Annotated in this window: 21 protein-coding genes; 8 read left to right on the forward strand and 13 right to left on the reverse strand. The window is 62.5% G+C overall.

The annotated features are described in order from the left end of the window. Window positions 1–39: 39 nt before the first annotated feature. Complete coding sequence (gene gcl / locus ACZCWR_RS10415; RefSeq protein WP_487300689.1) at window positions 40–1,815, reverse strand: glyoxylate carboligase; 1,776 nt, start codon at window positions 1,813–1,815, stop codon at window positions 40–42. A 169-nt stretch (window positions 1,816–1,984) separates the two neighbouring features. Here gcl and ACZCWR_RS10420 point away from each other — a divergent pair, with 169 nt between their 5' ends. The 8 genes from ACZCWR_RS10420 (at window position 1,985) to ACZCWR_RS10455 (ending at window position 7,918) form a co-directional block, all read left to right on the forward strand. After that, window positions 1,985–2,947 (forward strand): substrate binding domain-containing protein, encoded by a 963-nt coding sequence (locus ACZCWR_RS10420; RefSeq protein WP_487300690.1) that lies wholly within the window; start codon window positions 1,985–1,987, stop codon window positions 2,945–2,947. A 127-nt stretch (window positions 2,948–3,074) separates the two neighbouring features. Beyond that, complete coding sequence (gene rpsF, locus ACZCWR_RS10425) at window positions 3,075–3,446, forward strand: 30S ribosomal protein S6 (protein WP_487300691.1); 372 nt, start codon at window positions 3,075–3,077, stop codon at window positions 3,444–3,446. Between the two features lie 36 nt (window positions 3,447–3,482). Next, on the forward strand, window positions 3,483–3,782 hold the full coding sequence (gene priB / locus ACZCWR_RS10430; RefSeq protein WP_007000151.1) for a primosomal replication protein N: 300 nt from the start codon (window positions 3,483–3,485) through the stop codon (window positions 3,780–3,782). Between the two features lie 2 nt (window positions 3,783–3,784). Further along, the gene (gene rpsR / locus ACZCWR_RS10435; RefSeq protein ID WP_007000150.1) at window positions 3,785–4,060 is read left to right on the forward strand and encodes a 30S ribosomal protein S18; all 276 of its coding nucleotides are present in this window, start codon (window positions 3,785–3,787) and stop codon (window positions 4,058–4,060) included. 28 nt (window positions 4,061–4,088) lie between these two features. Next, window positions 4,089–4,544: a 50S ribosomal protein L9 gene (gene rplI, locus ACZCWR_RS10440; RefSeq protein WP_487300692.1), complete on the forward strand. Its 456-nt coding sequence runs from the start codon at window positions 4,089–4,091 to the stop codon at window positions 4,542–4,544. 117 nt (window positions 4,545–4,661) lie between these two features. Next, window positions 4,662–6,053, forward strand: coding sequence for a replicative DNA helicase (locus ACZCWR_RS10445; protein ID WP_487300693.1), 1,392 nt, complete (start codon window positions 4,662–4,664; stop codon window positions 6,051–6,053). Between the two features lie 132 nt (window positions 6,054–6,185). Further along, window positions 6,186–6,812: a DUF47 domain-containing protein gene (locus tag ACZCWR_RS10450; protein WP_487300694.1), complete on the forward strand. Its 627-nt coding sequence runs from the start codon at window positions 6,186–6,188 to the stop codon at window positions 6,810–6,812. A gap of 95 nt (window positions 6,813–6,907) precedes the next feature. Next, window positions 6,908–7,918, forward strand: a complete 1,011-nt coding sequence (locus tag ACZCWR_RS10455; RefSeq protein ID WP_487300695.1) for an anion permease — start codon at window positions 6,908–6,910, stop codon at window positions 7,916–7,918. Window positions 7,919–7,976: 58 nt separating this feature from the next. On the opposite strand, the gene ACZCWR_RS10460 is transcribed toward ACZCWR_RS10455, so the two are convergent. The 12 genes from ACZCWR_RS10460 to ACZCWR_RS10515 form a co-directional block, all read right to left on the reverse strand. Then, window positions 7,977–8,783, reverse strand: a complete 807-nt coding sequence (locus ACZCWR_RS10460; protein WP_487300696.1) for an SDR family oxidoreductase — start codon at window positions 8,781–8,783, stop codon at window positions 7,977–7,979. Window positions 8,784–8,900: 117 nt separating this feature from the next. Beyond that, window positions 8,901–9,866: a C40 family peptidase gene (locus tag ACZCWR_RS10465; RefSeq protein ID WP_487300697.1), complete on the reverse strand. Its 966-nt coding sequence runs from the start codon at window positions 9,864–9,866 to the stop codon at window positions 8,901–8,903. Window positions 9,867–10,061: 195 nt separating this feature from the next. Beyond that, the gene (locus ACZCWR_RS10470) at window positions 10,062–11,921 is read right to left on the reverse strand and encodes a PhoH family protein (RefSeq protein WP_487300698.1); all 1,860 of its coding nucleotides are present in this window, start codon (window positions 11,919–11,921) and stop codon (window positions 10,062–10,064) included. Window positions 11,922–12,337: 416 nt separating this feature from the next. After that, a complete protein-coding gene (locus ACZCWR_RS10475) occupies window positions 12,338–12,799 on the reverse strand; it encodes a peroxiredoxin (RefSeq protein ID WP_487300699.1) in 462 nt (153 codons plus the stop codon). A 63-nt stretch (window positions 12,800–12,862) separates the two neighbouring features. Then, complete coding sequence (locus ACZCWR_RS10480) at window positions 12,863–13,759, reverse strand: polysaccharide deacetylase family protein (protein ID WP_487300700.1); 897 nt, start codon at window positions 13,757–13,759, stop codon at window positions 12,863–12,865. 9 nt (window positions 13,760–13,768) lie between these two features. Continuing rightward, complete coding sequence (locus ACZCWR_RS10485) at window positions 13,769–14,815, reverse strand: bifunctional UDP-4-keto-pentose/UDP-xylose synthase (protein ID WP_487300701.1); 1,047 nt, start codon at window positions 14,813–14,815, stop codon at window positions 13,769–13,771. Then, complete coding sequence (locus ACZCWR_RS10490) at window positions 14,812–15,798, reverse strand: formyltransferase (RefSeq protein ID WP_487300702.1); 987 nt, start codon at window positions 15,796–15,798, stop codon at window positions 14,812–14,814. Before ACZCWR_RS10490 ends, ACZCWR_RS10485 begins: the two co-directional genes overlap by 4 nt. Then, entirely contained in the window at window positions 15,795–16,832 is a 1,038-nt protein-coding gene (locus ACZCWR_RS10495; RefSeq protein WP_487303302.1) for a glycosyltransferase, read from the reverse strand. The genes ACZCWR_RS10490 and ACZCWR_RS10495 overlap by 4 nt, the downstream gene beginning before the upstream one ends. 44 nt (window positions 16,833–16,876) lie before the next feature. Further along, the gene (locus ACZCWR_RS10500) at window positions 16,877–18,034 is read right to left on the reverse strand and encodes a DegT/DnrJ/EryC1/StrS family aminotransferase (RefSeq protein WP_487300703.1); all 1,158 of its coding nucleotides are present in this window, start codon (window positions 18,032–18,034) and stop codon (window positions 16,877–16,879) included. A 58-nt stretch (window positions 18,035–18,092) separates the two neighbouring features. Next, window positions 18,093–18,464 (reverse strand): SMR family transporter, encoded by a 372-nt coding sequence (locus tag ACZCWR_RS10505; RefSeq protein ID WP_487300704.1) that lies wholly within the window; start codon window positions 18,462–18,464, stop codon window positions 18,093–18,095. Window positions 18,465–18,542: 78 nt separating this feature from the next. Further along, window positions 18,543–20,216 (reverse strand): phospholipid carrier-dependent glycosyltransferase, encoded by a 1,674-nt coding sequence (locus ACZCWR_RS10510; RefSeq protein WP_487300705.1) that lies wholly within the window; start codon window positions 20,214–20,216, stop codon window positions 18,543–18,545. Between the two features lie 304 nt (window positions 20,217–20,520). Continuing rightward, entirely contained in the window at window positions 20,521–20,895 is a 375-nt protein-coding gene (locus ACZCWR_RS10515) for an Mth938-like domain-containing protein (RefSeq protein ID WP_487300706.1), read from the reverse strand. Between the last annotated feature and the right edge of the window lie 81 nt (window positions 20,896–20,976).

Raw genomic sequence — 20,976 nt, forward strand, 5'->3', positions numbered from 1 at the left:
GTTGGGTCCTGTTGGTCGGTCAGTGGATCGCTCGAAAACTCAGTCGAGCGGCGTCACGGCGGTCGGTGCATCCGCCTTCTTTTCCGCGAGTTCCTCGAACTCGTTGATCGCGTCGATTTCGGTGCCCATCGCGATGTTGGTCACGCGCTCCAGAATCATTTCGACGACGACCGGCACCTGATGTTCGGCGGCCAATGCCTGCGCTTTCTTCAGCGCCGGGGCGATCTCTTCGGGCTTGAACACGCGCAGCGCCTTGCAACCGAGACCTTCGGCCACCGCGACGTGATCGACGCCGTAACCATCGAGTTCAGGCGCGTTGATGTTGTCGAACGCGAGTTGCACGCAGTAGTCCATCTCGAAGCCGCGCTGCGCCTGACGGATCAGCCCGAGGTACGAGTTGTTCACGACCACATGCACGTAAGGCAGCTTGAATTGCGCGCCCACCGCGAGTTCTTCGATCATGAACTGGAAGTCGTAGTCGCCCGAAAGCGCGACGATCTTGCGTTGCGGGTCCGCCGCACGCACGCCGAGCGCGGCGGGAATCGTCCAGCCGAGCGGGCCGGCCTGACCGCAGTTGATCCAGTTGCGCGCCTTGAACACATGCAGGAACTGGGCGCCCGCGATCTGCGAGAGACCGATCGTCGTGACGAAGCAAGTGTCGCGGTCGAACGCGAGATTCATTTCTTCGTAGACGCGTTGCGGCTTCATCGGCACGTTTTCGAAGTGCGTCTTGCGCTGCATGGTGCGCTTGCGTTGCTGGCAATCCGTCACCCACGCGCTGCGGTCTTTCAGCTTGCCCGCAGCCTTCCATTCCTTCGCCACGGTGACGAACAGTTCGAGCGCGGCCTTCGCATCCGACACGATGCCGAGATCCGGACCGAACACGCGGCCGATTTGCGTCGGTTCGATATCCACGTGCACGAACTTACGGCCCTTGGTGTACACCTCGACGCTGCCCGTGTGACGGTTCGCCCAACGGTTGCCGATACCGAGCACGAAGTCGGAAGCGAGCATGGTCGCGTTGCCGTAGCGGTGCGAAGTCTGCAAACCGCACATGCCGGCCATCAGCGGATGATCGTCGGGAATCGCGCCCCACGACATGAGCGTCGGGATCACCGGCACGCCGAGCGTTTCCGCGAATTGCACGAGCAAATCTTCCGCCGCCGCGTTCAGCACGCCGCCACCGGACACGATCAGCGGCTTGTCCGCTTCGTTGAGCATCGAGAGCGCTTTTTCGATCTGCGCGCGCGTCGCGTGCGGCTTGTAGACGGGGAGCGGCTCGTAGGTGTCGATGTCGAACTCGATCTCGGCGAGTTGCACGTCGATCGGCAGATCGACCAGCACCGGACCCGGACGGCCCGAACGCATCAGATGGAACGCTTGCTGGAACACGGGCGGCACGAGCGCGGGTTCACGCACGGTCACCGCCCACTTCGTGACGGGCTTGGCGATCGATTCGATATCGACGGCCTGAAAGTCTTCCTTGTACAGACGCGCGCGCGGCGCCTGACCGGTGATCGCGAGAATGGGGATCGAATCGGCCTGGGCGGAATAAAGGCCGGTGATCATGTCCGTGCCCGCCGGGCCCGACGTGCCGATACAAACGCCGATGTTGCCCGGCGCCGCGCGCGTATACCCTTCGGCCATGTGCGATGCGCCTTCGACGTGCCGCGCCAGCACGTGGCTGATGCCGCCGGATTTTTTCATCGCCGAATAGAACGGGTTGATGGCCGCACCCGGCACGCCGAACGCGGTATCGATTCCTTCTCTTTCCAGCACGAGGACGGCTGCGTCGACGGCTCTCATCTTGGGCATGGTTGTCTCCTTCCTGGGGGTCTTCGTCTCGAATGGCTGTCTGCTTGGAAGCAGGGTTCAGTTGCACTTTAAGAGTGTGTAAAAGGTTTGATAAGATCAGCTACGGTCGTTTTTTCCCAAACAAAAAGTATCGAATGCCCGTTTGACAAGGCACGGCTGGAGACACGAGATGGACCGCTTCAAGCAGATCGAAACCTTCGTGCGCGTGGCGGAGGCGGGCAGCCTCGCGGCGGCGGCGCTGGAGGAGGGCGTGTCGCCCGTGATTCTCGGCAGACGCATCGACGCGCTGGAAAAGCGCCTGGGCGTCAAGCTGATGTATCGCTCGACGCGGCGGCTCGTCATCAGCGAGGACGGCGCGGCGTTTCTGGACCGCTGCAAGAATCTGCTGGCGGAATGGGATCAGGCGGAGAACGAACTCGCGGCGGGACGGCGCGCGGTGGGCGGGCATTTGATCGTGTCGGCGCCGGCGGCGTTCGGGCGCATGCATGTCGCGCCGCACGCGCCGCTTTTCGTGCGCGACAAGCCCGAATTGCAGATGTCGTTCAATCTGACCGACCGCGTGGTCGATCTCGTGCGCGAGGGGTATGACCTGTCGATACGCATCGGCGGAGCGGTGGACCCGAACTTCGTCGCGGTGAAGCTGGCGAGCAACCGGCGCGTGGTGTGCGGCACGCCCGCTTACTTCAAGAAACACGGGCGGCCGAAGACGCTCGAAGACCTGCCGAATCACAACTGTCTGGCGTTCAATCTTCAGGGCGGGCAGAACCGCGGCTGGTACTTTCGGCGCAACGGGAAGCTCGTCACGGTGCGCGTGTCCGGTAATCTCGATTGCAACGATGGCGAATTGCTGCATCGCTGGGCGTCGGAAGGGCTGGGGCTGGGCTGGCGCTCGACCTGGGAGATCCAGCGGCAACTCGCGGCGGGCGAACTGGAAACCGTGCTCGACGAGTTCGAACTGCCCGATTACGACATCCTCGCGGTCTATCCGCAGCAGCGTTACATTCCGGCGCGCGTGCGCTACTTCATTGATTATTTGAAGGAAATTTACGCGCAGCCGGATTACTGGAAGCGTCCGTTGACACTTCCGGGCGAGCCGCAGCCGCCTCGCGTGAAAGTTGCGCCATCGGCGTAACTGCTTGAAATCTTTCGGGAAACGTCCATCAGACTTGCCTGAACAAGCGAAACGCGCTATATTCGCAGGCTTCTCACTTGCCGCACCGGTCCGACGCCCGGGTGGCTTATATCCACAAGGAGTGAATATGCGTCATTACGAAATCGTCTTCATCGTGCATCCCGATCAGAGCGAGCAAGTGCCCGCCATGATCGAGCGCTACAAAAGCACGATCACGTCGCACGGTGGCCAGATCCACCGTATCGAGGACTGGGGCCGCCGCCAACTGGCCTACATGATCGAGAAACTCGCGAAGGCTCACTACGTCTGCATGAACATCGAATGCGATCAAGCCACGCTCGAAGAGCTGGAACACGCGTTCAAGTTCAACGACGCCGTGCTGCGTCACCTCATCGTCAAGCTGAAGAAGGCCGAAACCGGCCCGTCGCCGATGATGAAGGAAGTGCAGCGCGAAGAAGCCAAGAAGGCGGCCAGCCAGCCGTCCGAAGCGCAGGCCTAAGGACAGTTTCGAACTGTCACAGCCACCAGGAATTCAGTGAACCGGCTGCAACTGACAGCGAGCGTCGTGGAACGCGAACCGGTGCGATACACGCCCGCAGGCATTCCGATCGCAAGCTGCACGTTGCAACACGCGGCAGAAGTCGTCGAAGCGGGCATCGCCCGGAAAATCGAACTGACACTGCAGGCGGTCGCGGCCGGTGAAGCGAGCGGCAGACTGGAAAGTTGTCCGATGGGCGTCGAAACACGCTTCACGGGCTTTCTGGCGAAAAAGAGCCGCAACGCGCGAACCCTGGTGTTTCACATCACAGAATTGCAGGACATTGGAAAGGACTAATCATGCCCCGCCCGACTGGTAAGAAATTCGACAAGCGTCGTCAGCAACAAAACCCGCTCTTCAAGCGCAAGAAGTTCTGCCGTTTCACGGCAGCCGGTGTCGAGTACATCGACTACAAGGACACGGAAACGCTGAAGGACTTCATCGGCGAAAACGGCAAGATCACGCCGGCTCGTCTGACTGGCACGAAGGCGCACTATCAGCGCCAGCTCGACACGGCAATCAAGCGCGCGCGTTTCCTCGCGCTCCTGCCGTACACCGACCTGCACAAGGCCTAATCAGACGACGCATAAGGAATAGCCAAAAATGCAAATCATTCTTTTGGAAAAAGTCGTCAACCTGGGCAACCTCGGCGACATCGTCAAGGTCAAGGACGGCTACGCACGTAACTTCCTGATCCCCGGCAAGAAGGCTCGCCGCGCCACGAAGGACGCAATCGCCGAATTCGAAGTTCGCCGCGCCGAACTCGAAAAGGTTGCGGCTGAAAAGCTGGCAGTCGCGCAAAAGCAAGGCGAAAAGCTGAACGGTTTCACGGTTCAGATTTCGCAGAAGGCAGGTGTGGACGGCCGTTTGTTCGGCTCGGTCACGAACGCCGATATCGCTGAAGCGCTCAAGAAGCAAGGCTTCGCCGAAGTGGAAAAGGCGCAAGTGCGTCTGCCGCAAGGGCCGCTCAAGCTGGTGGGCGACCATCCGGTTCAAGTGGCGCTGCACACGGACGTGCTGGTCGACGTCACGGTGTCGGTGCTCGGCGAGCACGCGTAAGTTTGACGCGAGACTTCCGGGTCTCGCGAGCGGTACGGAAAAGCGGAGCCTCAACGGCTCCGTTTTTTTTCGTCCGAACGTAGCCTGTGGCGCGACATTAATCGATAATTCCATCCCATGAACGCACCGTCCAAAGACCCGCAGCTCGATGCGCTGAAAGTCCCGCCGCACTCGATCGAGGCCGAGCAATCGGTGATCGGCGGCTTGCTGCTGGATAACGCGGCATGGGACCGTATCGCCGATGTGATGCATCAGGGCGATTTCTATCGCTACGACCATCGTCTCATTTATGAGCATATCGGCAAGCTGATCGCGACCACGCGGCCCGCCGACGTCATCACCGTCTATGAATCGCTGACGAGTTCCGGCAAGGCCGAGGAAGTCGGCGGTCTCGCGTATCTCAACGCGCTGGCGCAGAACACGCCGAGCGCGGCGAATATCCGCCGTTACGCGGAAATCGTGCGCGATCGTGCGGTGCTGCGGCGGCTCGTGTCAGTGGCCGATGAAATTTCCGCCGATGCCTTCAATCCGCAAGGCAAGGAAGTCCGCCAGATTCTGGATGAAGCAGAAGCCCGCGTGTTTTCCATCGCGGAAGACGGCGCGCGCGGCACGCAGGGTTTTCTGGAGATCGGGCCGCTGCTCACGCAAGTCGTGGAGCGGATCGACACGCTCTATCACACGGCGAATCCGAGCGATGTGACCGGCACGCCGACTGGGTTCATCGACCTCGACCGCATGACTTCGGGCATGCATGGCGGTGAGCTCATCATCGTGGCGGGGCGGCCGTCGATGGGTAAAACGGCTTTCTCGATGAACGTCGGCGAATACGTGGCGGTGGAGTATGGCCTGCCCGTCGCCGTGTTCTCCATGGAAATGCCCGGTACGCAGCTCATCATGCGGATGCTCGGCTCCGTGGGGCGGCTCGATCAGCATCGCATGCGCACGGGGCGGCTCACCGACGAAGACTGGCCGAAGCTCACGCACGCCGTGCAGAAAATGAGCGAGGCGCAGATTTTCATCGATGAAACCGGCGGTTTGAATCCGATGGAATTGCGTTCCCGCGCGCGGCGCTTATCGCGGCAATGCGGCAAGCTTGGGCTCATCATCGTTGACTATTTGCAACTGATGTCCGGTTCCGGCAGCGGTGGTGAAAACCGCGCGACCGAAATCTCGGAAATCTCACGCTCGCTCAAGAGTCTGGCGAAGGAACTCGATGTGCCGGTCATTGCCTTGTCGCAGTTGAATCGCGGTCTGGAGCAACGGCCCAACAAGCGCCCGATCATGTCCGACCTGCGCGAATCCGGCGCTATCGAACAAGACGCGGACATCATCCTGTTCATCTACCGCGACGAAGTTTATAACCCGGACAGCCCGGACAAGGGCACGGCCGAGATCATCATCGGCAAGCAGCGTAACGGTCCGATCGGGCCGGTGCGGCTCACGTTCCACGGTCAGTACACGAAGTTCGACAACTTCGCCGGCGCGCAGACCTTCTACGGCAGCGAATAAGCCAATCTCCTTGCCTGTCAAGACATAAATCCCCACCGACGCGCACCCACGCGCGCGGTGCGCGGGCTCTTACGCGCCTGTACAATATGTCAGTTTGATGTATGTTTCATTGACCCATCTATCGGGATTTTCATGTTCGGTCGTTTCATGCCCACCGAGGGCAAATTCTTCGAGATTTTCAACGCCCACGCGAAATGCATGGTCGATGCCAGCCGCGAACTCGAACTGCTGATCGACAACCTCGACGAAGCCGAACTGCACAAGCAGAACGTGCAGGCGAACGAAAAGCGCGCGGACAAGCTCACGCACGAAACCATCGATCTGCTGCACAAGACGTTCATCACGCCGCTGGACCGCGACGAAATCCACAAGCTCATCACGACGATGGACGACATCCTCGATCTGATGGAAGACGTCGCCACGGCCATTTCGCTGTACGACGTGCGCGCGGTGACGTCGGAAGCGAGCCAGCTTGCGCATATCTGCACGGCCACGGCGCTGCGCGTTCAGCATGCCGTCGAACTGCTGGCCGATATGAAGCGCGCAAGCGAAATCCTCAAGATTTGCGAGGAAATCGACCGTCTGGAGTCCGACGCCGACCGCGTGCTGCGCTCGGCCATGTCGAAGCTCTTCCGCGAGGAAGACGACGTGAAGAACCTCATCAAGCTCAAGGCCATCTACGAGCTTCTGGAGACGATCACCGACAAGTGCGAGGACGTCGCCAACATCATCGAAGGCATCGTGCTGGAAAACGCCTGATCCCGCCGCCCGGGCTCGCCGCTTGACAAGAAAGCGGCGGGCCACGACGACAACCGGTTTCGCGCCGCGATGCCGGCAAGAACACACACCATCCGATGCAATCGATTCAACTCGCCATCTGGGCCGTTTCCCTGCTCGTCATCGTCGCGCTCCTGTTCGACTTCATGAACGGGTTCCACGACGCCGCCAATTCCATCGCCACCGTCGTTTCAACGGGCGTGCTCAAGCCGCAGCAGGCTGTTGCGTTCGCGGCGGCGTTCAACGTTATCGCGTACTTCATCTTTCATTTGAAGGTGGCGGCGACGGTCGGCAAGGGCACGATCGACCCGAACATCGTCGATCATTACGTCATCTTCGGCGCGCTCGTCGGGGCGATCGGCTGGAATATCGTCACGTGGATCTACGGCATTCCGTCGAGTTCGTCGCACGCGCTGATCGGCGGGCTGGTGGGCGCGGCGCTGGCCAAATCCGGCTGGGGCTCGCTCAATTGGGACGGGCTGCTCAAGACGGTCGCGTTCATCTTCATTTCGCCGATTCTCGGTTTCGTGCTCGGCTCGTTCTTCATGTTGCTGGTGTCGTGGCTGTACTTCCGCACGCCGCCGTCGAAGGTGGACCGGCGCTTTCGGCGGCTGCAACTCGTGTCGGCGGGACTGTATTCGCTTGGGCACGGAGGAAACGATGCGCAGAAGACCATCGGCATCATTTGGATGCTGTTGATTGCGACCGGCTACGCGTCCGCCGCCGCGGATGCGCCGCCGATCTGGGTGATCGGCCTGTGCTATCTGTCGATGGGTCTGGGCACGCTGTTCGGCGGCTGGCGCATCGTGCGCACGATGGGGCAGAAGATCACCAAGCTCAAGCCGGTCGGGGGTTTCTGCGCGGAGACGGGCGGGGCGATCACGTTGTTCGTCGCGTCCTTCCTCGGCATTCCCGTGTCCACCACGCACACGATCACCGGCGCGATCGTCGGCGTCGGCGCGACGCAGAAGTTCAGCGCGGTGCGCTGGGGCGTCGCGGGCAATATCGTGTGGGCTTGGATTCTGACCATTCCGGCATCCGCGCTGCTGGCGGCGGCGGGCTGGTGGGTCGGCCACCGGTTTCTGTAGAACTGTCTCTGGCTCGCGGCTTCGGCGGAAAACCGAAGCCGCGACGCATCAAATCGCATCAAATGATCGGCGAGGTCACGCCATCCATCGGGATAATCGCGCCCGACACGTAACTCGCGCGGCGGCTCGCCAGAAAGAGCGCGACATCCGCGATTTCCTCCGGTTTTGCATAGCGCCCGAGCGGCACCTTCTTCTGGCTGTCTGCCAGCGCCTGCTCGCGCGTCACGCCCAAGCGTTGCGCTTCCAGCCCGAGCGCTTCTTCCACGCGTTCCGTGAGCGTCGAGCCCGGATTGATCGCGTTGATGCGAATGCCCAGCTTCGCATAGTGATGCGCAAGGCCAACGGTATTGAGCATGAGCGCTGCATTCGCCGCGCCGCCCGCGATATGAATATCCGATGCGATTTTCCCGCCCATCCCGACGATATTCACGATCGCGCCCGGCTCGGCGTCCGGATGCTCGCGCAGGCGTTCGGCCATGCGCTTGAGCACGACTTGCTGCGGATAGACGTAGGAGAAATATTTGGCGTCCATCGCGGCCTTATAGGCGGCGGCGTCGAGCGAATCGGGACCGTAGCGGCGCGCGGCGCCCGCGCTGTTGATCAGAATGTCGATAGGACCGAGCGCGGCGCTGGCTTCCTCGACGACATCCTCGGCACTATGCGCTTCGTGCAGATCGGCTCGCGCCAGATGCACGTGATACCCCGCGCTCGCCAGTTGTTCGCGCGCGCGGGCGAGATTCGCGGGATCGCGCGAAACGATGGCGACCTTCGCGCCTTCGCTCGCGAACGCTTTCGCGCAGGCAAAGCCGATTCCCTTGCTGCCGCCCGTGATCAGAACCACCTTGCCGGCAAGACCCAGATCCATGGTGTTCGACTCCTTTTGTTTGCGTGGTGCATGCGTGCCGCGCGTGAGCGGCGAGTCGAAACACGATAGCAGAGTGGAGCGGGGCGCGTGAGCCGCGCCGGTCGCCGCGCGTTTGGCTCAGTTGGCGAAGCGCGCGATGGGGTCGTCCTTCGGTGCGGCGAGCGAGCCGGTGGAGGCACGCATCACGCGGGCGGGAGGATCGTCGGGGTCGGTGGATTGGGCTGCGCGCGCTTGTTGCTGCGCGGCGTGCGAATTTGAAGGCGGCGGTTCGTAGGCGTCGGCGGCGGCTTGGATCGGGTCGGCTGATGGCGCGGTTGCGCCTGCGGCTTGTGCTTGACGTTGCGCTGCGGTCATTGAGGGCGGCGGTGGCTCGAATGCATCTGCGGATGTCTGCGACTGACGCTGCGCGGCGGTCATCGAAGGCGGCGGCGGCTCGTAGGCATCGACGGGCACGCTCGGCGCCGCAGTCGCAGCCGGAGTAGGCGCAGCCGGAGCAGGCACCGGCACCGGCGACGCAATATAAGTCGGCCCATCAAACGGCGAAGCCTTCGGCGGCGCAACCCGCCGAATGCCATCGAACCGCTTCGCCCAATACGGATTCGTGAGGTAATCCAGCCGCACGGTGCCACCCGTCGACGGCGCATTCACGAACCGCAGCTTGCCGACATAAATCCCGACATGCGAATGCGCGCGCCCCGTCGTGTTGAAGAAAATCAGATCGCCCGGAGCAACTTCACCCGGTTCGACGGACTCACCGCGCCCGCTCATCTCAGCCGTCGTGCGCGGCAGATTCACCGATGCCGCGCGATCCACCACATAGCGCACCAGCCCGCTGCAATCGAAGCCCGCTTCCGGCGTGTTGCCGCCCCAGCGATACGGCACGCCGACGAGCGCCATCGCCTGAATGGAGATTTCCTCGCGCCCGATGCTGTGATCCACGAACGTCGGAAAACCGGGCGGCGGCTGATAAGTTCGATTTGCCGCCGTGCTCGACGACGACGGCCTGCGCGCTGACTGCTGCGGCGCGCTTCCACACGCAGCAAGCATGAGACAGACGATCAGCGACAGCCAGAGTCGACGCATTTCGAACTGGCGAGCCGCGCTCGCCTCGATAGGGGCAGTGTGCCGATACTAGCCCTGAGTACGGGCGTTCGACAACATTTCTTCAGAAATTACATGAGCTTTCGGCTGTAACTGTTGCCTTCAGCAAACGGACGGGCAAGAAAAACGGCCCCGGCGGATTGCTCCACCGGGGCCGTTCATCAACCGCAAAAAGACTTACAAAATGTCCGACGCGTAATCCGCCAACCGCGAGCGTTCGCCGCGCGCCAGCGTCACATGCCCGCTGTGCGTCCAACCCTTGAAGCGATCGACCACATACGTCAGGCCCGAACTGCCTTCCGTCAAATACGGCGTGTCGATCTGCGCGATATTGCCGAGGCAGATGATCTTCGTGCCCGGACCCGCGCGCGTGACGAGCGTTTTCATCTGCTTGGGCGTGAGATTCTGCGCCTCGTCGATGATCACGTACTTGTCCACGAAGGTGCGTCCGCGCATGAAGTTCATGCTCTTGACCTTCAGACGCGAGCGAATGAGTTCCTGCGTCGCCGCGCGGCCCCATTCGCCAGCGGCGTCGTCGGTTTTCTGCAGGACTTCGAGGTTGTCGTCGAATGCGCCCATCCACGGCTGCATCTTCTCTTCCTCAGTGCCGGGCAGAAAACCGATGTCCTCGCCGACCGGCACCGTCGCACGCGTCACGATGATCTCGTTATAGCGCTTGTCGTCGAGCACTTGCGCGAGACCCGCAGCAAGCGCCATGAGCGTCTTGCCCGTGCCCGCCTGCCCGAGCAGCGTGACGAAATCGACTTCCGGGTTCATCAACAGGTTGAGCGCGAAGTTCTGCTCGCGATTGCGCGCCGTGATGCCCCACACATTGTTCTTGTGATGGCCATAGTCACGCAGCGTTTGCAGGAGCGCGGTCTTGCCGTTCAACTCACGCACCACCGCATGGAACGACGGCTCGCCGTTCTGCGGCTCCAGATACACGAACTCGTTGACGAGCATGGACGAACACAGTGGCCCGGTCACGCGGTAATACGTGGTGCCGGTCTTGGTGTCCTGCCAGCTTTCCATGCCCTTGGCATGCTTGGTCCAGAAATCCTGCGGCAGCGCGCGCACGCCGGAGTAGAGCAGGTCCTTGTCTTCGAGAACCTGATCGTTGAAGTAGTCCTCGGCGGGCAGACCGAGCGCATGCGCCTTGATGCGCATGTTGATGTCCTTCGACACCAGCACGACCTGACGGTCCGGCCGCTCCTTTTGCAAGGCGCGCACCACGCCCAGAATCTGGTTGTCCGCCTTGCCGACCGGCAAGCCTTCCACCGGTTCGATGTCGGTCAGCGTGGTCTGGAAGTAAAGTCGGCCGAGCGCATCGCGGTTACCCTGCGCGGCGAGCGGAATGCCTTCCGTCATCTTGCCGGCATTGGCGACGAGCGCATCCAGCGTGCGGCTCACCTGACGCGCATTGCGCGCCACTTCCGACATGCCTTTCTTGTGGTTGTCGAGTTCTTCGAGCGTCATCATCGGCAGATAGACGTCGTGTTCCTCGAAGCGGAACAGGGAACTCGGGTCGTGCATGAGCACGTTCGTGTCGAGCACGAACAGCTTGCTCAGTTCGGCCTCCTGCGTGACGCGCTTGCTGCGTTTGTTGGCCGAGCGTGCATCGGCGGATGCAGCGGGCGCGGCGGCGACAGGCGCATCGGCGCGTTCCGTGCGGGCCTGAACCGGCGCGGGCGTGGCAGGCGCGGACGATTGCAAAAGCGCCGCCGTCTGCTTCGACTTACGGCCGCGCGTGGGCACGGTGCCGGGCGCGGGCGACGGCATGGCCGCTTCCGCGGGCGCTTCGGCGGGAATTTGCGTGAGCACGTCGCTGGCGATGGCGCGCAGCGTGTGCGCCGCGTTCGATGCATTCGATGCGTTCGCGGCGGGACGCTCGGCCGTGGCGGTATCGACTGCGCCGTACGCGTCGTCGTCGCTCGCGGCCGCTTGTTTTTTCGGCTGCTTCGCGGGCCGTGCTCGGGCCTTGTACTCTTCAGCCGGAAGGAGATGGCCGAGCTTGGCCGGGGCGGTAGGCAAAGGCATGGTGTTCCCTCGAAAGGAATCGGGTCGTGTATCGTGCGCCGCCCGCCGCATCCTGCCCCGTTCGCCCTCGCAGCGAATCGTGTATCGCAGTTTGCGTCCGGCGGCGCGCTTCGTGGTCGAAAACGCCGGTTCGCCTAAGTTTCGATCTGCTCCTTGGAGGTTGCATGCATGATGCCGCGCGTGAGCCGTTCGGCATGATCTTCATGGCCTGCGTGGCTTTGGCGCGACGCCAACAAAAAAGCCGCCGTCCCGACGACCGGAACCAGCGGCTTGACTTCTGTTTCAGAGCGAGTGCGCCGTACCCGATCCACATAGCCCGGGTCCACGCCGAATTGCCCGGAAGGCCGCCGGCGATTGACGCTCAGGAAAGTGGTATGGGGAGGACAGGCGCTCATTGGAAACCAATATAGCGTGCCTCAAATGGCTTGTACAGCCTCGACGATGCCATCCACGTGCCCCGGCACCTTGATGCCACGGAACTCGCGGCGCAGCACGCCTTTCGCGTCGATGAGGAAGGTCGAGCGCTCGATACCACGCACTTCCTTGCCGTACATCTTCTTCATCTTGACGACATCGAACAGTGCGCAGATGGCTTCGTCGCTATCCGAGACGAGCGTGAAGGGCAGTTCGAGCTTGGCCTTGAAGTTCTCGTGCGACTTCACGCTGTCACGCGAGATGCCGACGATTTCCGCGCCCGCCGCCGTGAACTGGTCGTAGCTGTCGCGGAACTGCGAGTTCTCCAGCGTGCAGCCCGGCGTGTTGTCCTTGGGATAAAAGAACAGCACGACTTTCTTGCCACGCAGGCTGGAGAGCGTGAATTCGCCACCCGTCGCGGGTGCGGTGAAGTCGGGAACGGGCTGGTCGACTGCGACTGACACGAAGGATCCTCCGGTTGTTTTTGGTTGTCGGAACAAGGACGTGTTCGATATGAGAGGCGTGGATTACCCCGGCTGAACGATCAATTCGCCCGCGCGGCCCGGAATCTCGCCCCACGTGACAGGGTACGTGGGCAGCATGGAACGGTCCAGCGTCGCATGATAGTCGCCCATCGTGGCGAAGCTGTGTCCCTGCGCGCGCCAGCCTTCGAGCAGTTGTTCGAACACCGGCGCGAGCTTCTGGCCTTCGAGTTCGGCGTGCAGCGTGAAGACCTGATCGTGCGGATTATTCGCCGTCCGCTTAAGCAGATGCGCCGCCACATTGCTTTCGTCCACGCCATCCACGCCGAGCATTTCGTCGAGCGTGGGCAGTGTCGTGGGCATCTGAATGTGGTTGAGCGTGCGGCCGTCGAGCACGGGAATGTAGGGCGCGTGGCCGCGTCCGTCGGAGGCGTAGCGCATGCCCCACGCGTCGATCTGCTCGAACGCGTGGCCGTTCATCTGCCAGCCCGCCGCGCCGTGCGTGACGGGCGGCGCACCGAACACTTCGACGAAGCGCGCATGGCTGCGCTGCATCTGCTTGCTCGTCCAGTCGCGGTCGCGCGAGCGCACGTTGTCCTGCCAGTACACGTGATCCCACGTATGGATGCCGCATTCGAACCCGGCTTCGTGGATGGCGCGCATCTCCGACACCGCCTCGCGCCCGATATCCGGCGCGGGCAGCAGCACGCCATACATGAGCGTCTTGATGCCGTAATGCTCGACCACGGACGTGCGCGAGACTTTCTTCAAAAAGCCCGGCCGGAACACGCGCCTGAGCGCCCAGCCCGTGTGATCCGGGCCGAGACTGAACAGGAACGTGGCGCGCGCGTTGAACTTGTCGAAGATGCGCGCGAGGTTCGGCACGCCTTCGCGCGTGCCGCGCAGCGTATCGACGTCGATCTTGAGAACGATGCGGGCCACGCGCGCCTCTTACGACTGCTCGACGAGCTTGCGGGCCTCGCCCACGATCCCGCGGTACGCTTCGAAAATCTTGCGCAGCGCGTCGTCCATGGTGGCTTGCGGGGCCCAGCCGAGTTCCTGCATGGTGTTCTCGATCTTGGGCACGCGGTTCTGCACGTCCTGATAGCCCGCGCCGTAATACGCGCCCGAAGACGTCTCGACGAGTTGCACCGACTTCGCGGTATCCGCGTATTCGGGGAATTCGCTCGCGAGCTTGAGCATCATGTTGGCGAGTTCGCGCACCGAGAAGTTGTTGTTCGGATTGCCGATGTTATAGATCTTGCCCGTCGCCACGCCGTCCTTGTTCTCGATGATCTTCATCAGCGCGCCGATGCCGTCGTCGATATCCGTGAACGCGCGCTTTTGCGCACCGCCATCCACGAGGCTGATGTTCTCGCCGCGCACGATATGGCCGAGGAACTGCGTCACCACGCGCGACGAACCTTCCTTCGGCGTGTAGATGGAGTCCAGACCCGGCCCGATCCAGTTGAAAGGGCGGAACAGCGTGAAGTTGAGGCCTTCCATGCCGTAGCCCCAGATCACGCGATCCATCAACTGCTTGGAGCACGCGTAAATCCAACGCGGCTTGTTGATAGGACCGTAGGAGAGCGTGGAGTTTTCAGGGTCGAACTGCTCGTCGGTGCACATGCCGTACACCTCGGAAGTGGACGGAAACACCAGATGCTTGCCGTACTTCACCGCCGAACGCACGATCGGCAGGTTCGCTTCGAAGTCAAGTTCGAACACGCGCAACGGCTGCTTCACGTAAGTCGCGGGCGTGGCGATGGCGACCAGCGGCAGGATCACGTCGCACTTCTTGATGTGGTACTCGACCCACTCCTTGTTGATCGTGATGTCGCCTTCGAAGAAGTGCATCCGCTCGTGATTCGCGAGGTCGCCCAGGCGATCGGTTTGCATGTCCATCCCGAAGACTTCCCAGTCGGTGGTTTCGAGGATGCGCTTGGACAGGTGATGGCCGATGAAGCCGTTGACACCCAGGATGAGGACTTTTTTCATGAATGACGAGAGGATTGAATGATTCGGCCGAACTCGGCGGGGTCGATGGCGCGCTCGTCGCCGACTGGCTGCAAGTCGGCGTTCAGGGGCCGGTGACGCAGTTCGTGGATGGCGATGACGCCGCCATCGCCGCAGACGCCAAACAGCGCATTATCCGCCACGCTCAGGCCCGGGGGCAAACGGCGCAGTTCGTCGAGCGTTTCTGGCGATACGTTCGGTGCGCCCGTATCCGGCACGCGCCGCGCCCGCGCGACGATGAAGCGCTCCGAACCGATGTCCGTGAACGCGCCCGGATAAGGCGGCGCGACGGCGCGAATCAGGTTATAGATGCGCGCCGCTGGCTGCGACCAGTCGATGCGTCCATCTTCCGGCTTGCGGCCACCGTAGTAGCTGCCGGCGGCGAGATCGTTCGGCAGGCGCGGCGCATCGCCTGCAAGGAGGGCGGGCAGCACGCGCCAGAGCGTTTGCTCGGCGGCGACCACGGTCTTGTCGAAGACGAGCGCGGCGGTATCGTCCGGCAGGATCGGCACGGGCGTTTGCGCGAGGATCGCGCCTGCGTCGGGCTTGGCGGCCATTTCGTGCAGCGTCGCGCCGCTTTCCGTTTCGCCGTTGATGACCGCCCAGTTGGTCGGCACGCGTCCGCGGTACTTCGGCAGCAACGAGCCGTGCATGTTGTACGCGCCGCGCCGCGCGAGTTCCAGCAGCGACACCGGCAGCATGTTCCGGTAGTAGAACGAGAAGATGAAATCCGGCGCCACGCGCGCGACCGCAGCATGCAGTTCGGGCGCTTTCGGGTCAGCCGGCGTGATCGTTTCGATGCCGTGCTCCGCCGCAACTTGCGCCACGCTGCCGAACCAGATGTTCTCGCTCGCGCTGTCCTCGTGCGTGACGACGAGCGCGACATCCACGCCACGCGCCAGCAGCACTTGCAGGCAGCGCACGCCGACGTTGTGATAGGCGAAAACGACTGCGCGCGGCTTCATCGGCCGCCTTCTTCGGGGTCGATCACGGCCACCTGATGCACGGCTTCCTGAAGCGGCTTCGTGGCGACGGAAAGGCCATCGCGCTGTTCGAGAATGGTCTGCACGAGATAGCGGGGCCGCGCGCGCACTTGCTGATAAATGCGCCCGATATATTCACCCAGCAACCCGAGCGCAAAGATGATGACGCCCAACATGAAGAACGTGATGGCGAACAGCGTGAACACACCCTGAACTTCCGCGCCGAACATGAAGCGGCGAATCAGCAGCAGGAGAAACAACGCCGCCGAACCGACCGAGAGAATCACGCCGATGAACGACAGCCATTGCAGCGGCACCACGGAAAAGCCCGTGACCAGATCGAAGTTCAGGCGGATCAGGCTGTACAACGAATACTTGGATTCGCCCGCGAAACGCTCCTCATGCGCGACATCGACCTCGATCGGATTTTGCGCGAACGTGTAGGCCAGCGCCGGAATGAACGTGTTGATTTCGCCGCAGCGGTTGATCGTGTCGATGATGTGCCTGCTGTACGCGCGCAGCATGCAGCCCTGATCCGTCATCCGAATCTTGGTGATGCGCTCGCGCAGCCGGTTCATCGCGCGTGAGGCTTTCTTGCGCCACAGGCTGTCTTGCCGTTGCTGACGAATGGTGCCGACGTAGTCGTAGCCTTCGCGCATCTTGGAGACGAGCTTGCCGATTTCCTCGGGCGGATTCTGCAAGTCGGCATCCAGCGTCACCACAATCTCGCCGCGCGATTGCTCGAAGCCCGCGAGAATCGCCATGTGCTGACCATAGTTGCCGTTCAGCAGAATGACGCGTGTGGTGTCGGGCCGCGCGTGGAACTGCCGCGCCAGCAGCGCGGCGGATTTGTCGCGGCTGCCATCGTTGATGAAGATGACTTCATACGTGGCGTCGAGCGCATCGAGCGCCGGGTACAAACGCTCGAAAAGGGCGGCCAGGCCGTCCTCCTCGTTGTACACCGGAATCACGACCGATAACTCGGGCGCGTCGGAGGGTATCGTCGCAAAAGCCATTTGACTCATGTTGCTGTGGGTGTCCAGGGTTTGATCCGGTTTTTTCAGCGCTTGCGTGCGTGCAGCGCGCAGATTTCATCGACCGATTTCACGACATGCGCCACGTCTTCCGCGCTCATCAGCGTGAACAGCGGCAAGGTCACCGTCGATGCGCCGAGGCGTTCCGCATGCGGGAACATGCCTTCCTTGAAGCCGCGTTCGCGATACAGCGTGAACAGATGCAGCGCCGGATAATGCACGCCCGTGCCGACGGCGCGCTGCTTCATTTCTTCCATGAACTGCGCGCGCGTGATGTCGAGCGCGTCCAGCGGCAGCGCGATCTGAAACATGTGCCAGTTGCTGTCGTCGAAATTCGCGACCGGCAGGCCCACGCCGAGCTTCACCGCCGCGCCGCCTTCGAACGCGTCGAAGTAGGCGCGCGCGAGTTCGCGGCGCTTTTGCGTGAAGCGTTCGACCTGTCGCAACTGACCGAGGCCCACGCGCGCGGCCACGTCCGTCAGGTTGTACTTGCCGCCGAGCACGTCGCAGTCCATGCCGTCGTGACCCGTGCGGGTGATGCCCTGCAAACGGTACTTGCGCGCGAGTTCCGCTTCGTCCTCGTTGTTCATGACGAGCGCGCCGCCTTCGATCGACGTCACGTTCTTGTTCGCGTGGAAGCTGATCGACACGAGATCGCCGAACGAGCCGATGCGCTTGCCTTTCCAGCTCGACCCGATTGCCTGCGCAGCGTCCTCGATCACGCGCAACTTGTGGGCGCGCGCGATTTCGTAGAGCCGGTCCATGTCCACCGGCAGACCCGCCAGATACACCGGCATGATCGCTTTCGTGCGCGGCGTGATCGCGCGTTCCAGCAGGTTCAGGTCGATGTTGCGCGTGACCGGATCGATATCGACGAAGACCGGCGTCGCGCCGACTTCGAGAATGACGTTGGCGGTGGAGACCCAGGTCATCGGCGTGGTGATGACTTCGTCGCCCGCGCCCACGCCCGCGATGCGCAGCGCGATTTCCATCGTGCAGGTGCCCGAATTGAACGCGCGTACCGGACGGCCGCCGAAATAAGCCGACAATTCCGCTTCGAACTGCTGATTCTGCGGGCCGGTGGTGATCCACCCGGAGCGCAGCACGTCGACGACGCCCTGAATGGTCTCTTCGTCGATTTCAGGCCGGACGAAGGGCAGGAACGGCCGCGAAGTCTGAGTCATGGGCTATGCAAAAAGAAAGATGAAATGAGGTTCGCCACTTGCAATTCGCCGCGCGCCTTCAGCCGCGCGCCAGCACCGCGACGCCGACCAGAATGATGCCGATGCCGACGAGCCGGTGCACCGAGAGCACTTCGCCGAACAAATACCACGCCGCGAACGCATTGACGACGTAGCCGAGCGAGAGCATGGGATACGCGAGCGACACATCCACGCGCGAGAGCCCGACGATCCACACGACCACGCTCACCACATAGCACGCGAGCCCGCCGATGATGGGCAACTGCGTCGCGATCCTGAAACCGACGGGCACGACGTTCGCCCAGGTGAAATCGAAATGGCCGACGGCATTCACGCCTGCTTTGAGCAGCAATTGCGCGCCCGCGTTCAACAATACGCCGATGATGATGCAGGTAAAGGAAATAAGGTTCATCGTGCGCGAATCAAGTGCTGGTCAAGGATACCCGGTTTGGGCGCGAAAGCCGAACAGGCGTGCTCGTGCCGCTTGTGCTCATGGCTGCGGTTTTTCGACGATCACGCGCCGTTCGTCCCGCGCGATCACCTGCATCGGCACATGGCGCGCGGCGAGCTGGTCGTAACGATACGGCGGCATCAGCGCGAGCGCGTAACGGTCGGCGTCCCATTTCGTGATCCATTCGTCGATGGACGGAATCCACTTTTGCGGCTCCGTCTGCACGCCGAAGGTCAGTTCGTCGGCCTCCTGAACCATGGTCATCGTGTGGCCGAGGTAGAAGGGCATGGTGTGATCGAGCTTAGCGATGGAGTAGAACGGCGTGTCCGGCGGCAGCTTCGCCATGACGGCCTTGACCGCCGGAACCAGCTTCACGCCCGAGCTTTCCGTGCCGAATACATCGTGTCCCGTCCCGGCGATGGTGCCGAGCAGCAGCCACGCCGCGCCCAGACCCGCCGCGCCCGCCAGCACGCTGCGGCGATTCAGCCAAAGCGCGAACAGCGTCACGACGAACGCCACCGCCAGCCCCGCCCAGACCCACATCTGAAACTCGCGATACAGCACGTTCGGCGTGTTGGCGCTGCCCGCCCGGCCGATGAAGATCGCGCCCAGCGCCGCCGCGATCAGGAACACCGCGTAACCGATCAGATGCATGCGATAACGCGCGGTCGTGAGCGTCGGCAGGTACAGCCCCATCAGGAGCGCGATGGCCGGCGCGATCGGCAGAGTATAGGAGAGCAGCTTCGAATGCGACGCGCTGAAGAACAGAAAAATGAACGCGGTCCAGACGAGCAGCAGTGTCACGGGCGCGAAGCCGTTCGGCTGACGCGGCGTCTTCACCGCATGCCGCACGCTTTGCGCCGCGATCGACAGCCACGGCAGAAAGCCGACGATCAGCACCGGCACGAAGTAATAGATCGGGCCGGGGCGGTTCTGCTCGGGCGTCAGATAGCGCTTGAACTGCTGGACGATGAAGAAGAAATTGAAGAACTCGGGATTCTTCATCTGCACGAGCGCGAACCACGGCGCGACGACGATCAGGAACACGATCAGCCCGCTGCCGATATACAGCCGCTTCCACAGCGCCCAGTCGCGCGCGATCAGCGAATACAGCACCAGCACCGCGCCCGGCAGGATTAGGCCGACGAGACCCTTGGAGAGCACCGCCGCGCCCATGCCGGCCCAGCACAGCCACATCCACAGGCGCACGTCGCGCGTCGGCAGGCCGGGGCGTTGCGCGAGCAGCAGCGCGCACAGCGTCAGTTGCATCCAGAACGACAGGCCCATGTCGAGCGTGTTGAAGTGGCCCATCAAATTCCAGTACGGGCAGGTCGCGAGGATCACGGCGGCGGCGAAGCCTGTCATCGCGTTGAACACGCGCGTGCCGGTGTAGCCCACGAGCAAGACGCCCGCGAAACCCGTGAGCGCCGTGTACAACCGCGCCTGCCATTCGCCGATGCCGAACCACGCAAACGTCAGCGCGTTGGCCCACGTTTGCAGCGGCGGTTTCTCGAAGTACTTGTAGCCGTTGTAGCGCGGTGTGATCCAGTCGCCGGTGACGAACATTTCGCGCGCCATTTCGGCGTAGCGGCCTTCGTCGCTCGGCACCAGATGGCGCAGGCCCAGCGGCGCGAACCAGATCACCGCGAGCGCGACGAGCAGAAGAATGAGCGAGAGACGGGTGAGCGGTAGCCGCGAAGGCGTATCGTTCATGAAGTCGACCTATCCGATGCCGTCATGCGGCGCTAGTGAAACGAAATGGGCTGTCCGTGCCGCGTCGGGACGCCTTGGCTGGGCATTCATCGAACCGCGCGATCGAAAGCCTGACGAAAGGCAAAACGCCGGTCCGAACGCATCCGGTCCGTCCCCGGACGGGTCACGCGGGCGGGAGTGTAGCGCACGAGGGCCGTCCGAAGGGTCAATTTAGAACGCGTGTAAGCATCCGCGTTCGTCCAATGCCGCTGGATTGTGCCTTGCGTTTCCTTAGCGATTGCTTAGATAAGGTACGCAGTCCCGCTCAATGCTCGATGAGCAGCGCCACCGCCACGCGACGTCCTTCCGACATCAGAATGTTATAGGTCCGGCAGGCCGCGCCGAAGTCCATTGTCTCGACGCCGATGCGTTGCCGCGTGAGCGCCGCCGTCAATCGCGGATGCGGAAAGCGCAGTTTCGACCCGCTGCCGAAGATGACCACTTCGGGCGCGGCCTGCACGAGCGCCTCGAAATGCTCGGGCGTGAGCGCCGCGAACGACGAAACCGGCCACGGCTCGACAGGCGATTCCGGCATGACGATCACGCTGTTTTCGTACCGCTGAAGGTTGATTGCCACGAAGCCGTCTGCGTAGCTCGTGATGGTGTTGAGCGCGTTGCTCGCGTCCTGATGAAGTTTCAAAACGGTGTTCCGGCAAGGGAATGGAGGGCGTGTCCGGCGCTCCGCCGTGGGAACATGCAGTCCGGTGGTGCATTGCGGAAC

This window comes from Caballeronia sp. A2-2, assembly GCF_057612605.2.

Excerpts from the sequence above, each read along its gene's own strand:
- rplI (WP_487300692.1), top strand. The coding sequence starts at position 4,089 with ATGCAAATCATTCTTTTGGAAAAAGTCGTCAACCTGGGCAACCTCGGC.
- rpsF (WP_487300691.1), top strand. The coding sequence starts at position 3,075 with ATGCGTCATTACGAAATCGTCTTCATCGTGCATCCCGATCAGAGCGAG.
- ACZCWR_RS10510 (WP_487300705.1), bottom strand. The coding sequence starts at position 20,216 with ATGAACGATACGCCTTCGCGGCTACCGCTCACCCGTCTCTCGCTCATT.
- ACZCWR_RS10450 (WP_487300694.1), top strand. The coding sequence starts at position 6,186 with ATGTTCGGTCGTTTCATGCCCACCGAGGGCAAATTCTTCGAGATTTTC.
- ACZCWR_RS10505 (WP_487300704.1), bottom strand. The coding sequence starts at position 18,464 with ATGAACCTTATTTCCTTTACCTGCATCATCATCGGCGTATTGTTGAAC.
- ACZCWR_RS10495 (WP_487303302.1), bottom strand. The coding sequence starts at position 16,832 with ATGGCTTTTGCGACGATACCCTCCGACGCGCCCGAGTTATCGGTCGTG.
- gcl (WP_487300689.1), bottom strand. The coding sequence starts at position 1,815 with ATGCCCAAGATGAGAGCCGTCGACGCAGCCGTCCTCGTGCTGGAAAGA.
- ACZCWR_RS10470 (WP_487300698.1), bottom strand. The coding sequence starts at position 11,921 with ATGCCTTTGCCTACCGCCCCGGCCAAGCTCGGCCATCTCCTTCCGGCT.
- rpsR (WP_007000150.1), top strand. The coding sequence starts at position 3,785 with ATGCCCCGCCCGACTGGTAAGAAATTCGACAAGCGTCGTCAGCAACAA.
- ACZCWR_RS10490 (WP_487300702.1), bottom strand. The coding sequence starts at position 15,798 with ATGAAGCCGCGCGCAGTCGTTTTCGCCTATCACAACGTCGGCGTGCGC.
- ACZCWR_RS10455 (WP_487300695.1), top strand. The coding sequence starts at position 6,908 with ATGCAATCGATTCAACTCGCCATCTGGGCCGTTTCCCTGCTCGTCATC.
- ACZCWR_RS10485 (WP_487300701.1), bottom strand. The coding sequence starts at position 14,815 with ATGAAAAAAGTCCTCATCCTGGGTGTCAACGGCTTCATCGGCCATCAC.
- ACZCWR_RS10500 (WP_487300703.1), bottom strand. The coding sequence starts at position 18,034 with ATGACTCAGACTTCGCGGCCGTTCCTGCCCTTCGTCCGGCCTGAAATC.
- ACZCWR_RS10460 (WP_487300696.1), bottom strand. The coding sequence starts at position 8,783 with ATGGATCTGGGTCTTGCCGGCAAGGTGGTTCTGATCACGGGCGGCAGC.
- ACZCWR_RS10420 (WP_487300690.1), top strand. The coding sequence starts at position 1,985 with ATGGACCGCTTCAAGCAGATCGAAACCTTCGTGCGCGTGGCGGAGGCG.
- ACZCWR_RS10445 (WP_487300693.1), top strand. The coding sequence starts at position 4,662 with ATGAACGCACCGTCCAAAGACCCGCAGCTCGATGCGCTGAAAGTCCCG.
- ACZCWR_RS10465 (WP_487300697.1), bottom strand. The coding sequence starts at position 9,866 with ATGCGTCGACTCTGGCTGTCGCTGATCGTCTGTCTCATGCTTGCTGCG.